This window comes from Gammaproteobacteria bacterium, from assembly GCA_036381015.1.
Lineage (GTDB): Bacteria > Pseudomonadota > Gammaproteobacteria > Steroidobacterales > Rariloculaceae > ZC4RG20.
The window spans coordinates 114088-127715 of sequence record DASVDR010000014.1 but is presented as its reverse complement, the minus strand read 5'-3'; the positions used below and the strand labels follow the sequence as shown (position 1 = coordinate 127715).

At 68.7% G+C, this 13628-nt stretch carries 14 protein-coding genes and 1 pseudogene; 6 read left to right on the top strand and 9 right to left on the bottom strand.

Annotated elements, in window-relative coordinates:
* Positions 1-240: 240 nt before the first annotated feature.
* Positions 241-1245 carry a type II secretion system F family protein gene (locus VF329_05995; GenBank protein ID HEX7080546.1) on the top strand — a complete coding sequence of 335 codons (1005 nt, stop codon included), beginning with the start codon at positions 241-243 and terminating at the stop codon, positions 1243-1245.
* Between the two features lie 21 nt (positions 1246-1266).
* On the opposite strand, the gene cax is transcribed toward VF329_05995, so the two are convergent.
* The 5 genes from cax to VF329_05970 form a co-directional block, all read right to left on the bottom strand.
* Positions 1267-2334: a calcium/proton exchanger gene (gene cax, locus VF329_05990; GenBank protein HEX7080545.1), complete on the bottom strand. Its 1068-nt coding sequence runs from the start codon at positions 2332-2334 to the stop codon at positions 1267-1269.
* 165 nt (positions 2335-2499) lie between these two features.
* The gene (locus VF329_05985) at positions 2500-3198 is read right to left on the bottom strand and encodes a pirin family protein (protein ID HEX7080544.1); all 699 of its coding nucleotides are present in this window, start codon (positions 3196-3198) and stop codon (positions 2500-2502) included.
* 152 nt (positions 3199-3350) lie between these two features.
* The gene (locus VF329_05980; protein HEX7080543.1) at positions 3351-3734 is read right to left on the bottom strand and encodes a metalloregulator ArsR/SmtB family transcription factor; all 384 of its coding nucleotides are present in this window, start codon (positions 3732-3734) and stop codon (positions 3351-3353) included.
* Position 3735: 1 nt separating this feature from the next.
* Positions 3736-4230 carry an SRPBCC family protein gene (locus VF329_05975; GenBank protein HEX7080542.1) on the bottom strand — a complete coding sequence of 165 codons (495 nt, stop codon included), beginning with the start codon at positions 4228-4230 and terminating at the stop codon, positions 3736-3738.
* A gap of 111 nt (positions 4231-4341) precedes the next feature.
* On the bottom strand, positions 4342-5262 hold the full coding sequence (locus VF329_05970; protein HEX7080541.1) for a DUF2520 domain-containing protein: 921 nt from the start codon (positions 5260-5262) through the stop codon (positions 4342-4344).
* 18 nt (positions 5263-5280) lie between these two features.
* Between VF329_05970 and VF329_05965 the strand changes: the two genes are divergently transcribed.
* Entirely contained in the window at positions 5281-6237 is a 957-nt protein-coding gene (locus tag VF329_05965; GenBank protein HEX7080540.1) for a CPBP family intramembrane glutamic endopeptidase, read from the top strand.
* On the opposite strand, the gene VF329_05960 is transcribed toward VF329_05965, so the two are convergent.
* The 3 genes from VF329_05960 to VF329_05950 form a co-directional block, all read right to left on the bottom strand.
* The gene (locus VF329_05960; protein HEX7080539.1) at positions 6226-6861 is read right to left on the bottom strand and encodes a class I SAM-dependent methyltransferase; all 636 of its coding nucleotides are present in this window, start codon (positions 6859-6861) and stop codon (positions 6226-6228) included. The two genes, VF329_05965 and VF329_05960, sit on opposite strands and share 12 nt — an antisense overlap.
* A 73-nt stretch (positions 6862-6934) precedes the next feature.
* Positions 6935-7402 carry a GNAT family N-acetyltransferase gene (locus tag VF329_05955; protein HEX7080538.1) on the bottom strand — a complete coding sequence of 156 codons (468 nt, stop codon included), beginning with the start codon at positions 7400-7402 and terminating at the stop codon, positions 6935-6937.
* Between the two features lie 24 nt (positions 7403-7426).
* Positions 7427-8899 carry an MFS transporter gene (locus VF329_05950; protein ID HEX7080537.1) on the bottom strand — a complete coding sequence of 491 codons (1473 nt, stop codon included), beginning with the start codon at positions 8897-8899 and terminating at the stop codon, positions 7427-7429.
* A 149-nt stretch (positions 8900-9048) separates the two neighbouring features.
* Between VF329_05950 and soxR the strand changes: the two genes are divergently transcribed.
* Positions 9049-9516, top strand: a complete 468-nt coding sequence (gene soxR, locus VF329_05945; protein HEX7080536.1) for a redox-sensitive transcriptional activator SoxR — start codon at positions 9049-9051, stop codon at positions 9514-9516.
* On the opposite strand, the gene VF329_05940 is transcribed toward soxR, so the two are convergent.
* Positions 9493-12174 (bottom strand): FG-GAP-like repeat-containing protein, encoded by a 2682-nt coding sequence (locus VF329_05940; GenBank protein HEX7080535.1) that lies wholly within the window; start codon positions 12172-12174, stop codon positions 9493-9495. The genes soxR and VF329_05940 overlap by 24 nt on opposite strands.
* 191 nt (positions 12175-12365) lie before the next feature.
* Here VF329_05940 and VF329_05935 point away from each other — a divergent pair.
* The 3 genes and pseudogenes from VF329_05935 to VF329_05925 all read left to right on the top strand — a co-directional run bounded on the left by VF329_05935 (position 12366) and on the right by VF329_05925 (position 13595).
* Positions 12366-12815 (top strand): annotated as a pseudogene (locus VF329_05935) (DUF899 family protein).
* 187 nt (positions 12816-13002) lie between these two features.
* Positions 13003-13218 (top strand): hypothetical protein, encoded by a 216-nt coding sequence (locus tag VF329_05930; GenBank protein HEX7080534.1) that lies wholly within the window; start codon positions 13003-13005, stop codon positions 13216-13218.
* A 14-nt stretch (positions 13219-13232) separates the two neighbouring features.
* On the top strand, positions 13233-13595 hold the full coding sequence (locus tag VF329_05925; GenBank protein ID HEX7080533.1) for a hypothetical protein: 363 nt from the start codon (positions 13233-13235) through the stop codon (positions 13593-13595).
* Positions 13596-13628 lie beyond the last annotated feature (33 nt).

Sequence of the window (13628 nt, the reverse complement as noted above, 5' to 3'; positions counted from 1 at the left end):
TGCTTCGCCAGCTCCAGCAGGCCCAGCTTCGGTCGAATGATCTTCTCCATCTGCGTCATTGTCGGTTCTCCTCTCCGGTGGTCAAACGACCGACACTGGAGTAGATTACGCAAATGTCAGATCAGATCGTAGCTTCATCAGATCAGCGCCGAGCCGCAAGAGTCCCGCATTGGCGCCGCGAGTCTTCTTGCCGATCTGCAAGGCCGGCGCCGCCGAGTGCGCCGCGCCGAGGTGACGGCGATGATCAACGAGCTCGCCACGCTGATCACGGCAGGCATTCCGCTCGACTCCAGTCTGCGTATGCTGCAACAGCACATGCGCGACCGTCTCGCCGAAATCCTGCACACCGCGCATCGAGAAGTTCAGGCCGGAAAGCCGCTGTCCGCCGCTCTCGCGACGCACGACGAAACCTTCGATGCGCTTTGCGTAAACATGATCCGCGCCGGCGAAGCGAGCGGCGCCCTCGACGTCGTCCTTCGGCGGCTCGCCGAGTATCGCGAGCGCGTGGAAGCTTCCCGTTCGGCGCTGATCTCCGCCTTGACCTACCCCGCCATCCTCACCGGCGTGGCGCTTCTCTCTCTTTTCGTGCTCATGACGTTCGTGATCCCCGGCTTCGTGCCGATGTTCGAGGATGCGGGCGCGACGCTGCCCATGCTCACGCGGCTCGTCTTCGGCGCATCGGAGCTATTGCAAACATTCTGGTGGGTCGCTCCCGTTTTCGCCTTCGGCGGCACACTCTATGTGAAAAGTTGGCTGGCATCGCCTTTGAATCGTCGCCGCCTCGACGAGCGCCTGCTCATGCTCCCCGTGCTCGGTGAGCTGATTCGCTTCAACGAGACCGCGCGGTTCGCGCGCACCCTCGGCACGCTGGAACGAAACGGGATGCCGCTATTGGCGTCCCTTCGGCTCACCGAGCAGATCTTGACGAGCCGCGTGTTCGTATCGACTACGGCACGATGCATCTCGCAAGTCGAATCCGGTGGTCGCCTCTCGGACACGCTCCGCCAGGACGGTGTCCTGCCCGCCATGGCCATCGATCTGATCGCCGTCGGCGAGGAGTCCGGCCAGCTCGGCGAGGTGCTCGAGAAGGCGGCGGACGCGTTCGATGCGAAGGTCCAGCAACGCGTGAAGCGGCTGCTCATGCTCGTCGAGCCGGTTTTGATTCTCGGCCTCGGCGCAATCATCGCGCTCGTCATCGTGGCCATCTTGATGGCGATGCTCGGACTGAACGAGCTGATCGTGTAGGTGCTTTCCCGTCGGTAACCCTTACGCGCCCGGCGTCACGAAGAAGAACGCGAGCCCGAGCAACGCGTAGACACCGAGCAGCAGCAACCCTTCGAACCAAGTCGTCTCCCCGTCCTGCGCGATCGCATTCACGGCGAACGCGACGCCGGCGATCGCGAAAAGCTCTATCGGATTGTCGAAGACAAGGTTCATCGGATTGCCGATCAGGTAGGAGACGATCACGAGGACCGGCGCGACGAGCAACGCAATCTGGATCGTCGAACCGACCGTGATGCCGACGACCAGATCCATGTCGTTCTTGCGCGCGAAATACACCGCCGAAACGTACTCGGCGGCGTTGCCGACCACGGCGAGCACGGTCACGCCCAGGAAGAAGGTCGAGATGCCGAGGCCGGCGGCCGTGGCTTCCAATGCGCCCGAGACCATCTCGGCCTCGACCGCCGTCACGGCCGTGGCCGCCACGAGGATCGCCAGCGCCTGCCACAATGGCCACTCGGCCGGCTCGTGCTCGCGCTCGGGCCCCGCGAACACGTTGCGATGCGTGACGAGCGTGTAGATCAGGTTGCCGAGGTACACGACGATCAGCACGACCGAGACGCCTAGACTCAGGTGCTCGTCGAGCGACGGGATATCGGCGGCGCCCGCTTGGCGCTCGGTGTAGTCGAAGACGGCGGGCAACAGCAGCGCGATCACCGAGAGGATCAGCAACGCGGCGAGCTGACCGGCACGCGCGCGCTCGAAGGTCTGCTTGTCACGCCCCCAGCTGCCGGCCAGGATCGCGAGCCCGAGGCCGAGCAGACTGTTGCCGATGATCGAGCCGGTGATCTGGCCTTTGACGACGACGGCGTTCCCTTCGGCGAGCACGAACAACGCGAGAATCAGCTCGGCGAGATTGCCGAACGTGACGTTCAGCAGGCCGCCAATCGCGGGCCCCGAATGCCTCGCCATCTGCTCGGTCGCGCGCCTGATCCACTCGGCCAGCGGCACGATGGCGAGCACGCCGGTGACGAAGATCCAAATCTCCGACGCCTCCACGACATACGCCAGGACCAGCGAGAGCGGAACGAGCAGCAGGAGGTACTTGGAAATCGCGAATCCCCCGGGCGGACGGACGACGACGCGAAGTGTACCCGGTCGAACTGCCGCCGGCAGTCATTCGTGAACGATTTCCGGCCGTTGCGAAAGGCTTCCGGCCGCTCCGAATGGGAATCGCGAGCTCGCCACCGAGCGCGCGCAGGATGCCGGCGACGCCGGCTAAGGCAGATCGAACAGGAGCACCTCGGCTTCGGAGAGGCTCTGAATCCTGACCTCCGTCTCGTCCTCGATCGCCGCACCGTCGCCCGTATCCAAGTGCTCGCCGTTCACACGCACCGGCCCACGCGCGACCTGGACCCAGGCTCTTCGTCCCGGGCGGAGCCGGTGCGTCACGTCGTCGCCGTCGGCGAGCAGCCCCGCATAGAGATCCACGTCCTGATGAATCGTGACCGAGCCGTCGCGGCCGTCGCGCGAGCCGATCAGGCGCAGCCGTCCTCGCCGCTCGTCCTCGGTAAAGCGCTTCTCCTCGTAGCTCGGCTCGAGCCCTTCCTTCTCGGGCAGGATCCAGATCTGAAGGAAGTGCAGCGGCTCCTCGCTCGAATGATTGAGCTCGCTGTGCTTCACGCCGGTGCCGGCCGACATTCTCTGCACCCAGCCCGGGCGGAGCACCGACTCGCGGCCCGTGCTGTCGCGATGCTCGAGCTCGCCGTGCAGCACGTAGGAGACGATCTCCATATCGCTATGGCCGTGCGTGCCGAAGCCCTTGCCGGGCTGCACGCGATCCTCGTTGATGACGCGGAGCGGTCCGAAACCCATGTGCTCCGGATCGTAGTAGTCCGCGAACGAGAACGTATGGAAGCTGTCGAGCCAACCGCGGTTCTCGTGGCCGCGCTGCTCGGCGAATCTCACTCGTAGCATGGTCCGCCCCTCCTCGTTGGGGCTCGGCGCTGCAACTTGCGCGCCAGGCCCGTGCCGCTGGCATGCGCGGACGACGCGGCGGCGCCGCGCTGTCGCGCTCCGGCCGGGCATCGGCGCCCCGGCGGCACCACGCCTTCGCGCTCCGGCCGGGATCAACGCCGGGGCGCCCTGCCGGCCCTCGACCCGCGGTCCTCCTCGACCAGCGCCTGGAGCCGCTCGAGCGCCTCGTCCCACTGCGCCGAGATCTCGTTCAGGTACCGGCGCACGGTCTCGAGCCGCCGCCCTTCGATCCGCCAGATGCGCTCCCGGCCTCGCCGCTGTCCGCGTACGAGGCCCGCCTCGGAGAGCACCTGCAGGTGCTTCGTGACTGCCTGGCGCGAAATGCGCGTGCCGTCGGTGAGCCGCGTGATCGAGAGCGGCCCTTCGCGGCAGAGGCGCCCGACGATGTGCAGGCGAGTCTCGTCGCCGAGCGCCGTGAAGATCGGCGCCGCATCGGAAAGGCTGACGGCTGCGCGGTGCCGCGCCGTTCGACCCAAATTAGACACTCCGCTCGACGTACTTCTTGATGAGCTGCGTCTGGATCGCCCATCCGCCCTCGTTCGACTTGAACGCTTCCGCCCGGCGCTCGATCGGAATGGCGTCGAACCCGGACTCGGTGATCGTCAAGAGCGTGCCCTCCGCCGTCTCCTCGAGCTCGAACACGACGAGGGTCGTCGGCTCGGCCGAGTAGTCGGCGCCGGGCTCGACCGCGGACGGGTGCCAACGGAACGAGAACAGGGACATCGGCTCGATGCGCTCGATCATGAAGTCGCACGCGACGCCGGCGTGCGGCTCCTGCAGCTTGGCCACGTCGGCGTCGACCTTCGTCGGCACGATCCTTCCCGGGACTCTTCGGCCCGCGACGAACGGCGCGTCGAGCTCGACGCCGAACCAGGTCCCGAATTCCTTTGCGTCCGTGATCGCTCTCCAGACCCGGTCGCGCGGTGCGCGCAGCAAAACCTTCTTTTCGATGCGGTCGGTGATGTCTGACATATTCGCAACCTCCTGGTTGCGTATGAGACTACCAGAGCGCGGCGTCGTAATGCAACCGTTGGGTTGCGTCTCGTTCGCCGAGCAACCGGGCTCGCTCGCGGCAGGCCGATCTCACGAAGGGAGACGCGCGAGGGCGTCCTCGATCGCGTCCAACAGGCCGGCCTCGGCGGATCTGCGCCGCTTCGCGATCTCGACGGCCCGGAGCCCGAGTCCCGCGTAGAGCCGGCCGATCTCGGGATTCCAGTCGAGAAGCGCCCGAAGCTGCTCCGCGACCAGGCGGCTGTCGCCTCGGGCGATCGGCCCGGTCAGTGCCTGAAGCGTGCCGAGCGAGGCGACGTTCTCGACGGTCTCACGCACCAGCGGTAACCCGATGCGAACGGCGTCCTCGCGCGTCATCCCGGCTTTCTCGAAGCACGTCAATCCCACTTCGAGCAAAGCGACGACGTAATTGCTGAGAAACACGGTTGCCGCGTGGTAGATCAGCTTCTGCTCCGCGTCGATACCGAAGCAGCGCCCTCCTCCCCGCTCGACCGCTTCCTGCAAGACGGCACGAGCGCGCGGGTCGCCCTCCAGCGCGCAATACGTGCCCGCAAACGTCTCCGCCGCGCGCCGCGGATCAGCGAAGGTCTTCACCGGGTGCAGCGATGCGACGTCCGCGCCGGCGGCCTTCGCCGCAGCCAACACGGACGAGGACTTGGAGCCGCTGCAGTGGAACGCGATGACGCCGGGGCCGACGAGGCCTGCTTCCGCGAGGCGCTCGGCGCACGCGGCGATCGCGTCGTCCGGAACGGCTATCATGAAGAGGTCTGCCTTCCCGAGGTCGGCCCAGGTGGCAACAGGCTTGCCCGCACCGATGAAGTCGGCTGCGATCCGCGCGTGCTCCGGGCGGCGATTCAGCACGTCGCCGATTTCGAAGACGCCGACGTGCGACCACAAGCGGCACAGCGTCTTGCCGACCTTGCCGGCGCCGATCACGGAAAGCTTCATCCTGCGCCTCCGTTCTGCCGAGCGGGCACATTGCCCGTCGCGCATGCCGTCGCTTCACGGTCCATGTCCACGCATGCGAATCCGCTGAGGCCGCTGCTGCTGTACGTGGCCGCCGCCATTCTCGCGGGCAGCCTCCTTGCGTACCCCGCGCACGCGGCGCTGACGCCCTTCGTCGACTGGCCTTTGCACCGGGTCATGCGCCGCACGATGATGCTCACGATCCTGGCGGGCATTCCGTTCTTCCTTGCAGCCACCGGCGCTCGGGGCCGGACGCTGCTCGGTTTCGGCTGCGCGCCCGGGCGCTTCTTCATGATGGTCGGCGCGAGCTTCGCGGTTGGGCTCCTGACCGTGCTGCCGCCGCTCGCCGTTCTGCTCGCGCTCGGCCTGCGAATCCCCAGCGTATCACCTGCCGAGATGCTGCACGACTTGCCGGCCACGGCCGCCACGGCCGTGCTCGCCGCGCTGACGGTCGGCTTGATCGAGGAAGCCTATTTCCGCGGCGCGTTGATGGGCGCGTGGCTGCGGCAGCAGCGGATCGGGCAAGCGTTGATCGCCACGAGCCTCTTCTTCGCGATCGCGCATTTCCTCGTCGCCGAGCGAGTACCCGCCGAGGTTCGCTGGTACAGCGGGCTCGAGCTCGTCGCGGCAGGCGTCGCCGGGCTCTTCGCCCAGGCGCACAGCATCGGCGCGTTCCTCGCGCTGCTCGCCGCCGGCCTGTTGCTCGGGGCGCTGCGCATCCGCTTCGGGAACATCGGGCCGTGCATCGGGTTCCATGCGGGCTGGGTGGCCGCCATCACCGCGATGCACCGGCTCACGGACCTCCGCCCCGACCACGAGCTCGCCTGGCTCGTCGGCGACACCGACGGGGTAATGGGCTGGCTCGCGCTCGGCTGGATCGTGTTGCTCTCGGCCGCGTACTTCGCTTTCGGCGGCGGCCGCGGGCTCATCGTAGAGGCCCCGCCGCCGCTCGCTTCCGGCTCGCGCAGCGCGAGCGGTGGCACGCGCCGGTCAGGCCGATGAGGGAATGTCGGACCCTCGCGTCGCGCTGCCTTCGTACATGAAGGTCATGATCTTCGGACCTCGAACGTAGCCGGTCTCGAGCTTTTTCAGCTCGAAGCCGGCGCTTCGAACCAGCTCCGCGATCGGCCGGTTCAAATGGCAACCGCCGGTGAGCCTCCGCCAGGCCGGCGCCAGGCGATGCTGCCACTTTTGCACGCCGGGCTCCGACGACAAGCCGTGCTCGACGAACGTCAGCGTCCCGTCGCGTCTCAGCACGCGCTTCATTTCCTCGAGGGCACGATGCGGATCCGGAATCGTGCAGAGCGTCCACGTCGTGATTACCGTTTCGACGCTCTCGTCCGGCAGCGGGATGCTCTCCGCCGAGGCTTCGACGAAGCGCACAGGACGCGGTGCATTTCGGGCCTTGGGCTCCGCCATCGCAATGAGATTGGGATCCGGCTCGAGGGCGATGATCTCGGTCACGGCCGGCGGGTACAGGGCCAGGTTCAGCCCCGAGCCCGCGCCGATTTCGAGCGTCCTGCCTTTGGCACCGGCAACGGCCCGGTGGCGGTAGGGCCCGAGCCGCTTGCTTCGCATGCTGAGGTCGCAGAACCGCGGAAGCACGACGCTTCGATAAAAACCCATTGCACTCTCCGGAAGCCGACCCGATTCAGCGATGTGCTGGAGGCGTGCTTACCACGCCCGGACGCGACGGGCATCAAGCCTCGTCTCGAGCTCGCGCGACGAGCTTTTCCATCCTGACGTGGGGTATCCCTTGCTCGAGAAATTCCTCACCGACCGATGCGTAGCCGCATTTTACGTAAAACCCGACCGCGGTCGCGCGCGCATGCATCATCACCGTCTCGAAGCCCGCGTCGCGCGCAAGCGCTTCCGCCCGCTCGACCAATGCACGGCCGATCGAGCGGCCCTGTTTGTCCTCGGCCACCGCCATCCGCATGATGCGTGCGGTTCGCTCGTTCACCCTTCGAAGCAGGAGCGTACCGACGACACGGCCGCCTTCGACGGCGGCGAGATGCGTGTCCTCCCTCTCGCGCTCGAGGTCTTCGCGCGTGAAGTCGAGGCCGAGCGGCCGGCGCAGCAGCGCGCGGCGCAGCTCGGTGACCTCCTCGTAAAGAGGGCTGCCGAACGGCGCTTCCTGAATCACGACGGGTGAGACCGGATCCATGACTCGGAGTGACCTTCAGCCCGCCTAGGCGTTCCGCGAAGTTGCTCCTGACGGCTTTCCGGCAGACTCCGGACGAGCGCGCGCGACGAGCAACATGCCCGCGGCCGCCAGCACGACGCTGAAACCGAGGACCGACGCATAGGCCGCCGCCGGCGCACGCATCACCGCGGCGGCGAAAAGCGAGCCGCCGAGGGCCATGACCGCGGCCGTGAAGAGCGCGTCGCCGAGCTGCAGCGCCGAGGCATTCGCGCCCTGCTCCGACGGCGGCGACAGCTCCAGCAGAAGCACCGACAAGCTCGGGATCACCACACCCATGCCGAGCCCCGCGACGACCCAGCCGCTCATCGCCGCCGCTACCGGCATCTCCGGTATCAGCGCCAGCGCGGCGGCGATCACGCCGAGGGCGATGCACCCGAGGCCGACCCGCAGCACGCGCACCGGCGACGGATCGATCATACGGCCGCGATACCATGAGCCGAACGACCAGCCCAATGCACCGACGGTCAACATCAATCCGGCCGATGCCGGCGACATGCCGCGCTCGCGCGTGAGCAACAACGGCAGAAACGCTTCGGCGCTGAAGAATGCCGCGGACGCGATCGCGCGCAGCCCGATCACCGTCGGCAGTCCGCGGCCGGCCCGCAGGGAGCCCGGCGGCAGCACCTTCACCGCGCAGGCCACGAGCCCGATCAGCGCGACCGTGAGCAAGGGGAGCGCGCTCCATTCGCGGAGCTGACCGGCATAGTGCATCAGCAGAACGGCGGCGGCCGCGCCCACGGCCCATTCGATGCGATATGTCGGATGCGCGCCGGGCGCCGTTCGACGCGCCGGCAACGGCTTCAGGTCCCGCACCGCCGGCAGCACCAGGGCCGCCGCGAGCACGGCGAGCGGCGGCACCGAAAGAAACACCCAGCGCCATCCGAAGTGCTCCACGATCGTCCCGCTGATCGGCGGGCCGATCACGGCCGGCAGGACCCACGCGCCGGCGAACGCGGCGAAGATCCTCGCGTGCAGGCGGGAGTCGTAGGCCCGGCCGACGACGACGTAGAAGATCACCGCCATCAATCCGCCGCCGAAGCCCTGCACGATCCGGCCGACGAGCAAGACCCACATGGCCGGCGCCAGCCCCGCAACGATCAGACCGATCGCAAACCACGCCACGCCGTGCTGCAACGGCGCGTACGGCCCGCGCGCATCGGCCCAACGCCCGGCCGCGGCCATCCCGACCACGCTCGCAGCCAGCGTGCCGGCGAACGTCAGTGCATAAAGCGGCAATCCGTTCAACGCGATCGCCGTGGCCGGCATCGCGGTCGTGATCGCCAACGCCCCGAACGCGTAGAGCGCCATCAAAGCCACGGTGCCGATCGTCAGCGCTCGGTATCGGCGCGCAAGCAGACCTTCGACCGCGGGCTCGCCGTGATCGAGCGGCTCGGCATCGAAGGACGCGCGCTCCGGGTCCCGCAGCGCGGCCGCCGATCGTGTGCTCGAGTCGTTCACGCGGGGCTGCCTTCCCGGTGGCGGACGGCGGGCCGACCGAGTGGGTGCACGGGAGCGTTTCCGAGCGAATACGGCATGGATCGACGATTGACCCGAGACGAGGTGCGCGTCAGGATAAAACCTCAACCATAGTCGAGGTCAACTGCGAAATGTCCGCGCCGAAGGAGCTCACCGTCGGGCAAATGGCCGCCCGCAGCGGGGTCGCCGTTTCCACCCTGCACTTCTACGAGGCGAAGGGCCTCATTCGCAGTCATCGCACCTCGGGCAACCAGCGGCGCTATGCGCGCGAGACTTTGCGGCGGATCGCAATCATCCGCGTCGCCCGCCGCGTCGGCATCCCGCTCGCGATGGTCCGCGAAGCCCTCGCCACGCTGCCGGAGGGACGCGCACCCACGCGAAGCGACTGGGCCAGGCTGTCGGCACGGTGGCGGGCCGAGCTCGATGCGCGCATCGCGCAGCTCACGCAGCTGCGCGACACGCTCGACGATTGCATCGGCTGCGGATGTCTCTCGCTCGATCGCTGCAGCCTGGCGAACCCGGACGACGTGCTGGGTCGCCACGGCGCGGGTCCTCGGCGTTGGCAGCGGCGCCGTTCAGCGAAAGCGAGCGGCGCGTAGCGCCCCGCGCGCGGCGGCGGCGTGACGAACCGCCGCCCGTCCGGTGACCGGGATCCGTCGATACGCCGATCGCTTCGAGCCCGGCGCGCGGCGGCGCTTCCTGAGCCGGGCCACTGTCAGCAGCAGCAGGATCATCGGGACGCCGAGGGCGCCGCCTCCGCCGCCCTCGGCGTCCCGCGCCTGCACCTCGACGACGCGAGTCACCGTCGAGCGGTTTCCGGAGCTGTCGACGACCTCGTAAGTCACCGTGTACGAGCCGATGATGCCCGTGTCGACCGGATTGTCGACGACGATGCGATCGGTGAGATCGCCGTCGTCCGCGTCCGTCGCGGTCGCGCCGGGATCTTCATACGTGTCGCCCACGCTGAGCACGATCCGGGGTTCCCCGTTGAGCGTCAGGAGCGGTGCGCCGGCCGGCGCGCCGCGGAAACGGCCGCGGCCGTCGTTCAGAAAGATCGCGACGACGTCGCTGCCCGCCACGGCGACGTCGAGAATCCCGTCGCCGTCGAACGATCCGGCGGCGCCACGGCTCGCGGCCCTGCCCACGAAGTCGGACCGCGGCGTGAACGCGGTCCCGTCGTTCGCATAGAGCCGATGCGCGCCGGCCGCGCCGATCGTGACGACGTCGCTGCGTCCGTCGGCATCGAAGTCGCCGAGTAGCACATCCGCCGTCGCGGCCTCGCCGAGGCTCGCGGCGAGCGAGAAGGACGGCGCGCCGGCGGAGGCGTTCCGAAACACGAGATCGGCGTCTTCGCTTCGCCCGAACGCAAGGTCGGCGGCCCCGTCCGCGTCGACGTCCGTCGCCGCGACGGACACGGCCGGCCCGGTCTCGAGCACGGCCGTGCTCGCGAAGCCCGCGTCGCCGCGGCCGTACACCTCGGCGTCACCGTCCGCGTTCGCGAAGACGAGCTCGGCTGGGTTGTCGCCGTCGACATCGACCGCGACGACCGCGGCGCTCGGTCCTGCGCCGACGTCCTCGCCCGCGGCGAACTGCCGGCTGCCGAGGTTGCGGTGCACGACGTTCGTGCCGTCGTTCGCGAACGCGACGTCGAGCATGCCGTCGCCGTCGAAGTCGCCGATGTCCACCGCGTTGCTGCCTTCCTCCGAAGCTTCGAGCGTCGTCATCTCGAAGCCGGCCGCTCCGTTGTTGAAGAGAACGTGGTTCGGTCCCTCCGAATTCGCGAGCGCGAGATCCGCGTTGCCGTCGCCGTCGAGATCGCCGGCCGCGATTCCCGTCGACGGCGAAGCGTCGTCCGCGCTCAGCGGCACGCTGCTGAACGACCCGGCCCCGCCGCCGTCGGGATCCGCGGCGTTCAGGAAAACCAGCGTCGCTTCGCCGGCGCCGGTGGCGACCGCGAGATCGTCGCGCCCGTCGCCGTCGAAATCGTCGACCGCGACGTCCGCGGCTCCGGGCGCCGAGAGCTCCTGCGAAGGACCGCCGCTCGGCGCCTCGGCGACGCTCAGAACGACTCGGGCTTCGTCGTTGCCCGGCGCATGATCCACCGGCTGCGAATCGGCGATCGAAACCTTCGAGACCGCCGCGATCTCGCCCGGCTCGCTCGCGCTGCCCGCGATCTCGACGGATGCGGCCTCGCCCGCCGGCAGCGGCGCCCATCGGCACGTGACGACGACGCCGTCGTCGCGCGGCGCGCGCGAGCAGGCCGCGTCGCCGATCTCGTCGACGAGCAGCGGCGCATCGCCGGAGATCTCGATCTCGAGGACGACGTTCGCGACGTCGGCGTCGCCGTGGTTGCGGACGCCGGCAGTCCACACGGCCGCGTCGTCGACGGACACGGGATTCGGCGACGCCGCGAGCAACGCCTCGAGGTCCGCGGTGAGCTCGTTCGTTGCGGACGGGGCTACGGTGATCGAGAACGACTGCTCGTCGAGTCCGCCGCCGGCCTCGGCCCTCACCACGACCCGATGCTCGCCCGCGTCCTCGGGCCGCGGCGTGCCGAAGATCGTGTCTTCGCCGTCGAACCGGAGCCATGACGGCAACTCGATCGCGGCGAAGCGAAGGTCGTCGCCGGCTTTGTGCTCGTCGTCGTCGCGGTCGCTACCGCGGTGGCGGCCTCGACCGCGGTCGCGGCCGGGGCCGCGATCGCCGTCCCGATCGTCGTCGTGGCCGCGGCCGCGGCGGCCGCGAGTGTCGCGGTTGCCGCCGTCGTCATCGGCGTCGGCATCGTCGCCTTCGCCGGCATCGTCTCCGTCGTCGGCATCGTCCCCGCGTCCATCCCCGGCACCGGCATCTCCGCCGTCGGTGCCGCCGACATCGTCACCCGTACCGTTCCCAGTGCCGTCGCCGTCGGTGCCGCTGCCGTCGTTGTCGGCACCGTTGTTATCGTCGCGGTCATCGTCGTCGCCGGAGTCATCGCCAGAGCCGCCGTCGCCGCCGCCGGCATCACCGGTGTCGTCACCGCGACTGGTGCCGTCGTCGTCACGATCACCGTCGCCGTCACCGTCCGCGCCGTCGTCGACGGCGGTCATCCGGTAAACGTATCGTTCTCCGACGGTGGCGTCGTTCGGCGGCCGGCTTGTAAAGACCGGATCGGCCATCAGCAGGGCGGGGATCAGCGCTCCGATCGCGGCGACCCCGGCGACGAAGCCGCTCGACGCGGCGACCCGCGCGCGGCCGGGCATCATGAGACCCCGAGGCAAGCGGGCTCCGAGGAGCGCACGCGCGATCAAGCGGTCGAGGCGACCCGTTACCGGGCCGCCCCCGTCGAGCGGTGCAACGTCCATCGCAAGGGCGAGAGCCGGCAAGAACCGTGCCACGAAACGACGGACGGGTCGCTGGAGCTGTTGCGGCGGCCTTGTCGAAACGCGACGACGGCAATCGACCAAGGCCGAACGGTTGCTCCGGCTGCTGCATGTTCGTGGATCAAATCGGCCACCTCGCCCACCTGCATGCGCGCGACACCTCTTTCGTGCTCGTGTCCCGCGCGCCGATCGCGAAGCTCGAGCCGTTCCGCAAGCGCATGGGCTGGACGATTCCGTGGTACTCGTCCGCCGGCAGCAGCTTCAATCACGACTTCGGCGTCGGCCCGGAGCGTCCCGACCCGAACCTGCATCAGGACGGCGAGGTGTTCGGCCTGAGCGTGTTTCTGCACGACGACGGACAGGTCTATCGCACCTACTTCACGAACGGACGCGGCGTCGAAGCGCTCGGGAGCGTATGGACTTTTCTCGACCTGACGCCGCTCGGGCGGCAGGAGACGTGGGAGGATTCGCCCGCCGGCTACCCGCAGACTCCGCCGTACGAGTGGTGGCGGCGACACGACGAGTACGGAGACGACTGACGGGCTCGGGCCGGCCTCGAAGGACGGTCGATTCACGCTCCGCGCCGGCTTAGCGTCCCTCGAGCCGGCCGCCGGGCCTGCGAGCGCGAGACCGCGCACCCGGCCGCAAGCACCTGCCCGCGGGCCGTCCAAGGGCAAAGGCGGCCGCCAGGGTGCCAGGTGCTGCGAATGATGGGACAATGGGCCCATGTCCTTCAGCCTCCTGCTCGTGATGTTCGTGACCGCGGCCGCCGTATCGGCGGCCGTCGCGTATCTGTTCGACCGGCCGATCCGGCGCATCCCGATGCGAATCGGACCGGACGAGCCGAGCTCGGCTGGGCATCGCCACATCGAGTTCGCCGCGTTCGTCGCCGGCGTTTCCGGCGGTGCCGCTTTACCAGCTCGCAGAGGCGCAACAGGGTAGGAGGAACGAGACGCATGAGTCGCGTACAGCGCGCGCTTGCCCGGCGCGAACGGTTGAGGCGGTTCCGCGATCGCGTGTGGGTCGTTTTCGCGGCCGCCGGCTCCGCGGCGCTGCTCGGCTGGAGCATGACCGCGCTCCAATTCTCGACCGGCGTGCGGCCGCGCTGGTGGGCCATGACGGTCTACGTGCTGATCGGGATCGTGTTCACGTACCTCGCGATCCGCGCGTTCCGCGCGGGAATGCGCGTGTCGCGGCGCATGGACACCCAAGCTCTCGACCTTTCCGACGAGCGCGAAGAGCCGCTCGGGTCGATTTGGGACGAAATCATGCGCGCCGGGGCCAAGAAGAGAAAGGACACGAAAGGGCGTCTGACGTAAAAGGGGCCCGAAGCAAAAAAGGTGTCAGACACC

What these genes read in the sequence shown, in the direction of transcription:
- VF329_05995 (HEX7080546.1), top strand. Translation starts at nt 241, where the DNA reads ATGATCAACGAGCTCGCCACGCTGATCACGGCAGGCATTCCGCTCGAC.
- VF329_05985 (HEX7080544.1), bottom strand. Translation starts at nt 3,198, where the DNA reads ATGCTACGAGTGAGATTCGCCGAGCAGCGCGGCCACGAGAACCGCGGT.
- VF329_05975 (HEX7080542.1), bottom strand. Translation starts at nt 4,230, where the DNA reads ATGTCAGACATCACCGACCGCATCGAAAAGAAGGTTTTGCTGCGCGCA.
- VF329_05970 (HEX7080541.1), bottom strand. Translation starts at nt 5,262, where the DNA reads ATGCGCGACGGGCAATGTGCCCGCTCGGCAGAACGGAGGCGCAGGATG.
- VF329_05965 (HEX7080540.1), top strand. Translation starts at nt 5,281, where the DNA reads ATGTCCACGCATGCGAATCCGCTGAGGCCGCTGCTGCTGTACGTGGCC.
- VF329_05960 (HEX7080539.1), bottom strand. Translation starts at nt 6,861, where the DNA reads ATGGGTTTTTATCGAAGCGTCGTGCTTCCGCGGTTCTGCGACCTCAGC.
- VF329_05955 (HEX7080538.1), bottom strand. Translation starts at nt 7,402, where the DNA reads ATGGATCCGGTCTCACCCGTCGTGATTCAGGAAGCGCCGTTCGGCAGC.
- soxR (HEX7080536.1), top strand. Translation starts at nt 9,049, where the DNA reads ATGTCCGCGCCGAAGGAGCTCACCGTCGGGCAAATGGCCGCCCGCAGC.
- VF329_05930 (HEX7080534.1), top strand. Translation starts at nt 13,003, where the DNA reads ATGTCCTTCAGCCTCCTGCTCGTGATGTTCGTGACCGCGGCCGCCGTA.
- VF329_05925 (HEX7080533.1), top strand. Translation starts at nt 13,233, where the DNA reads ATGAGTCGCGTACAGCGCGCGCTTGCCCGGCGCGAACGGTTGAGGCGG.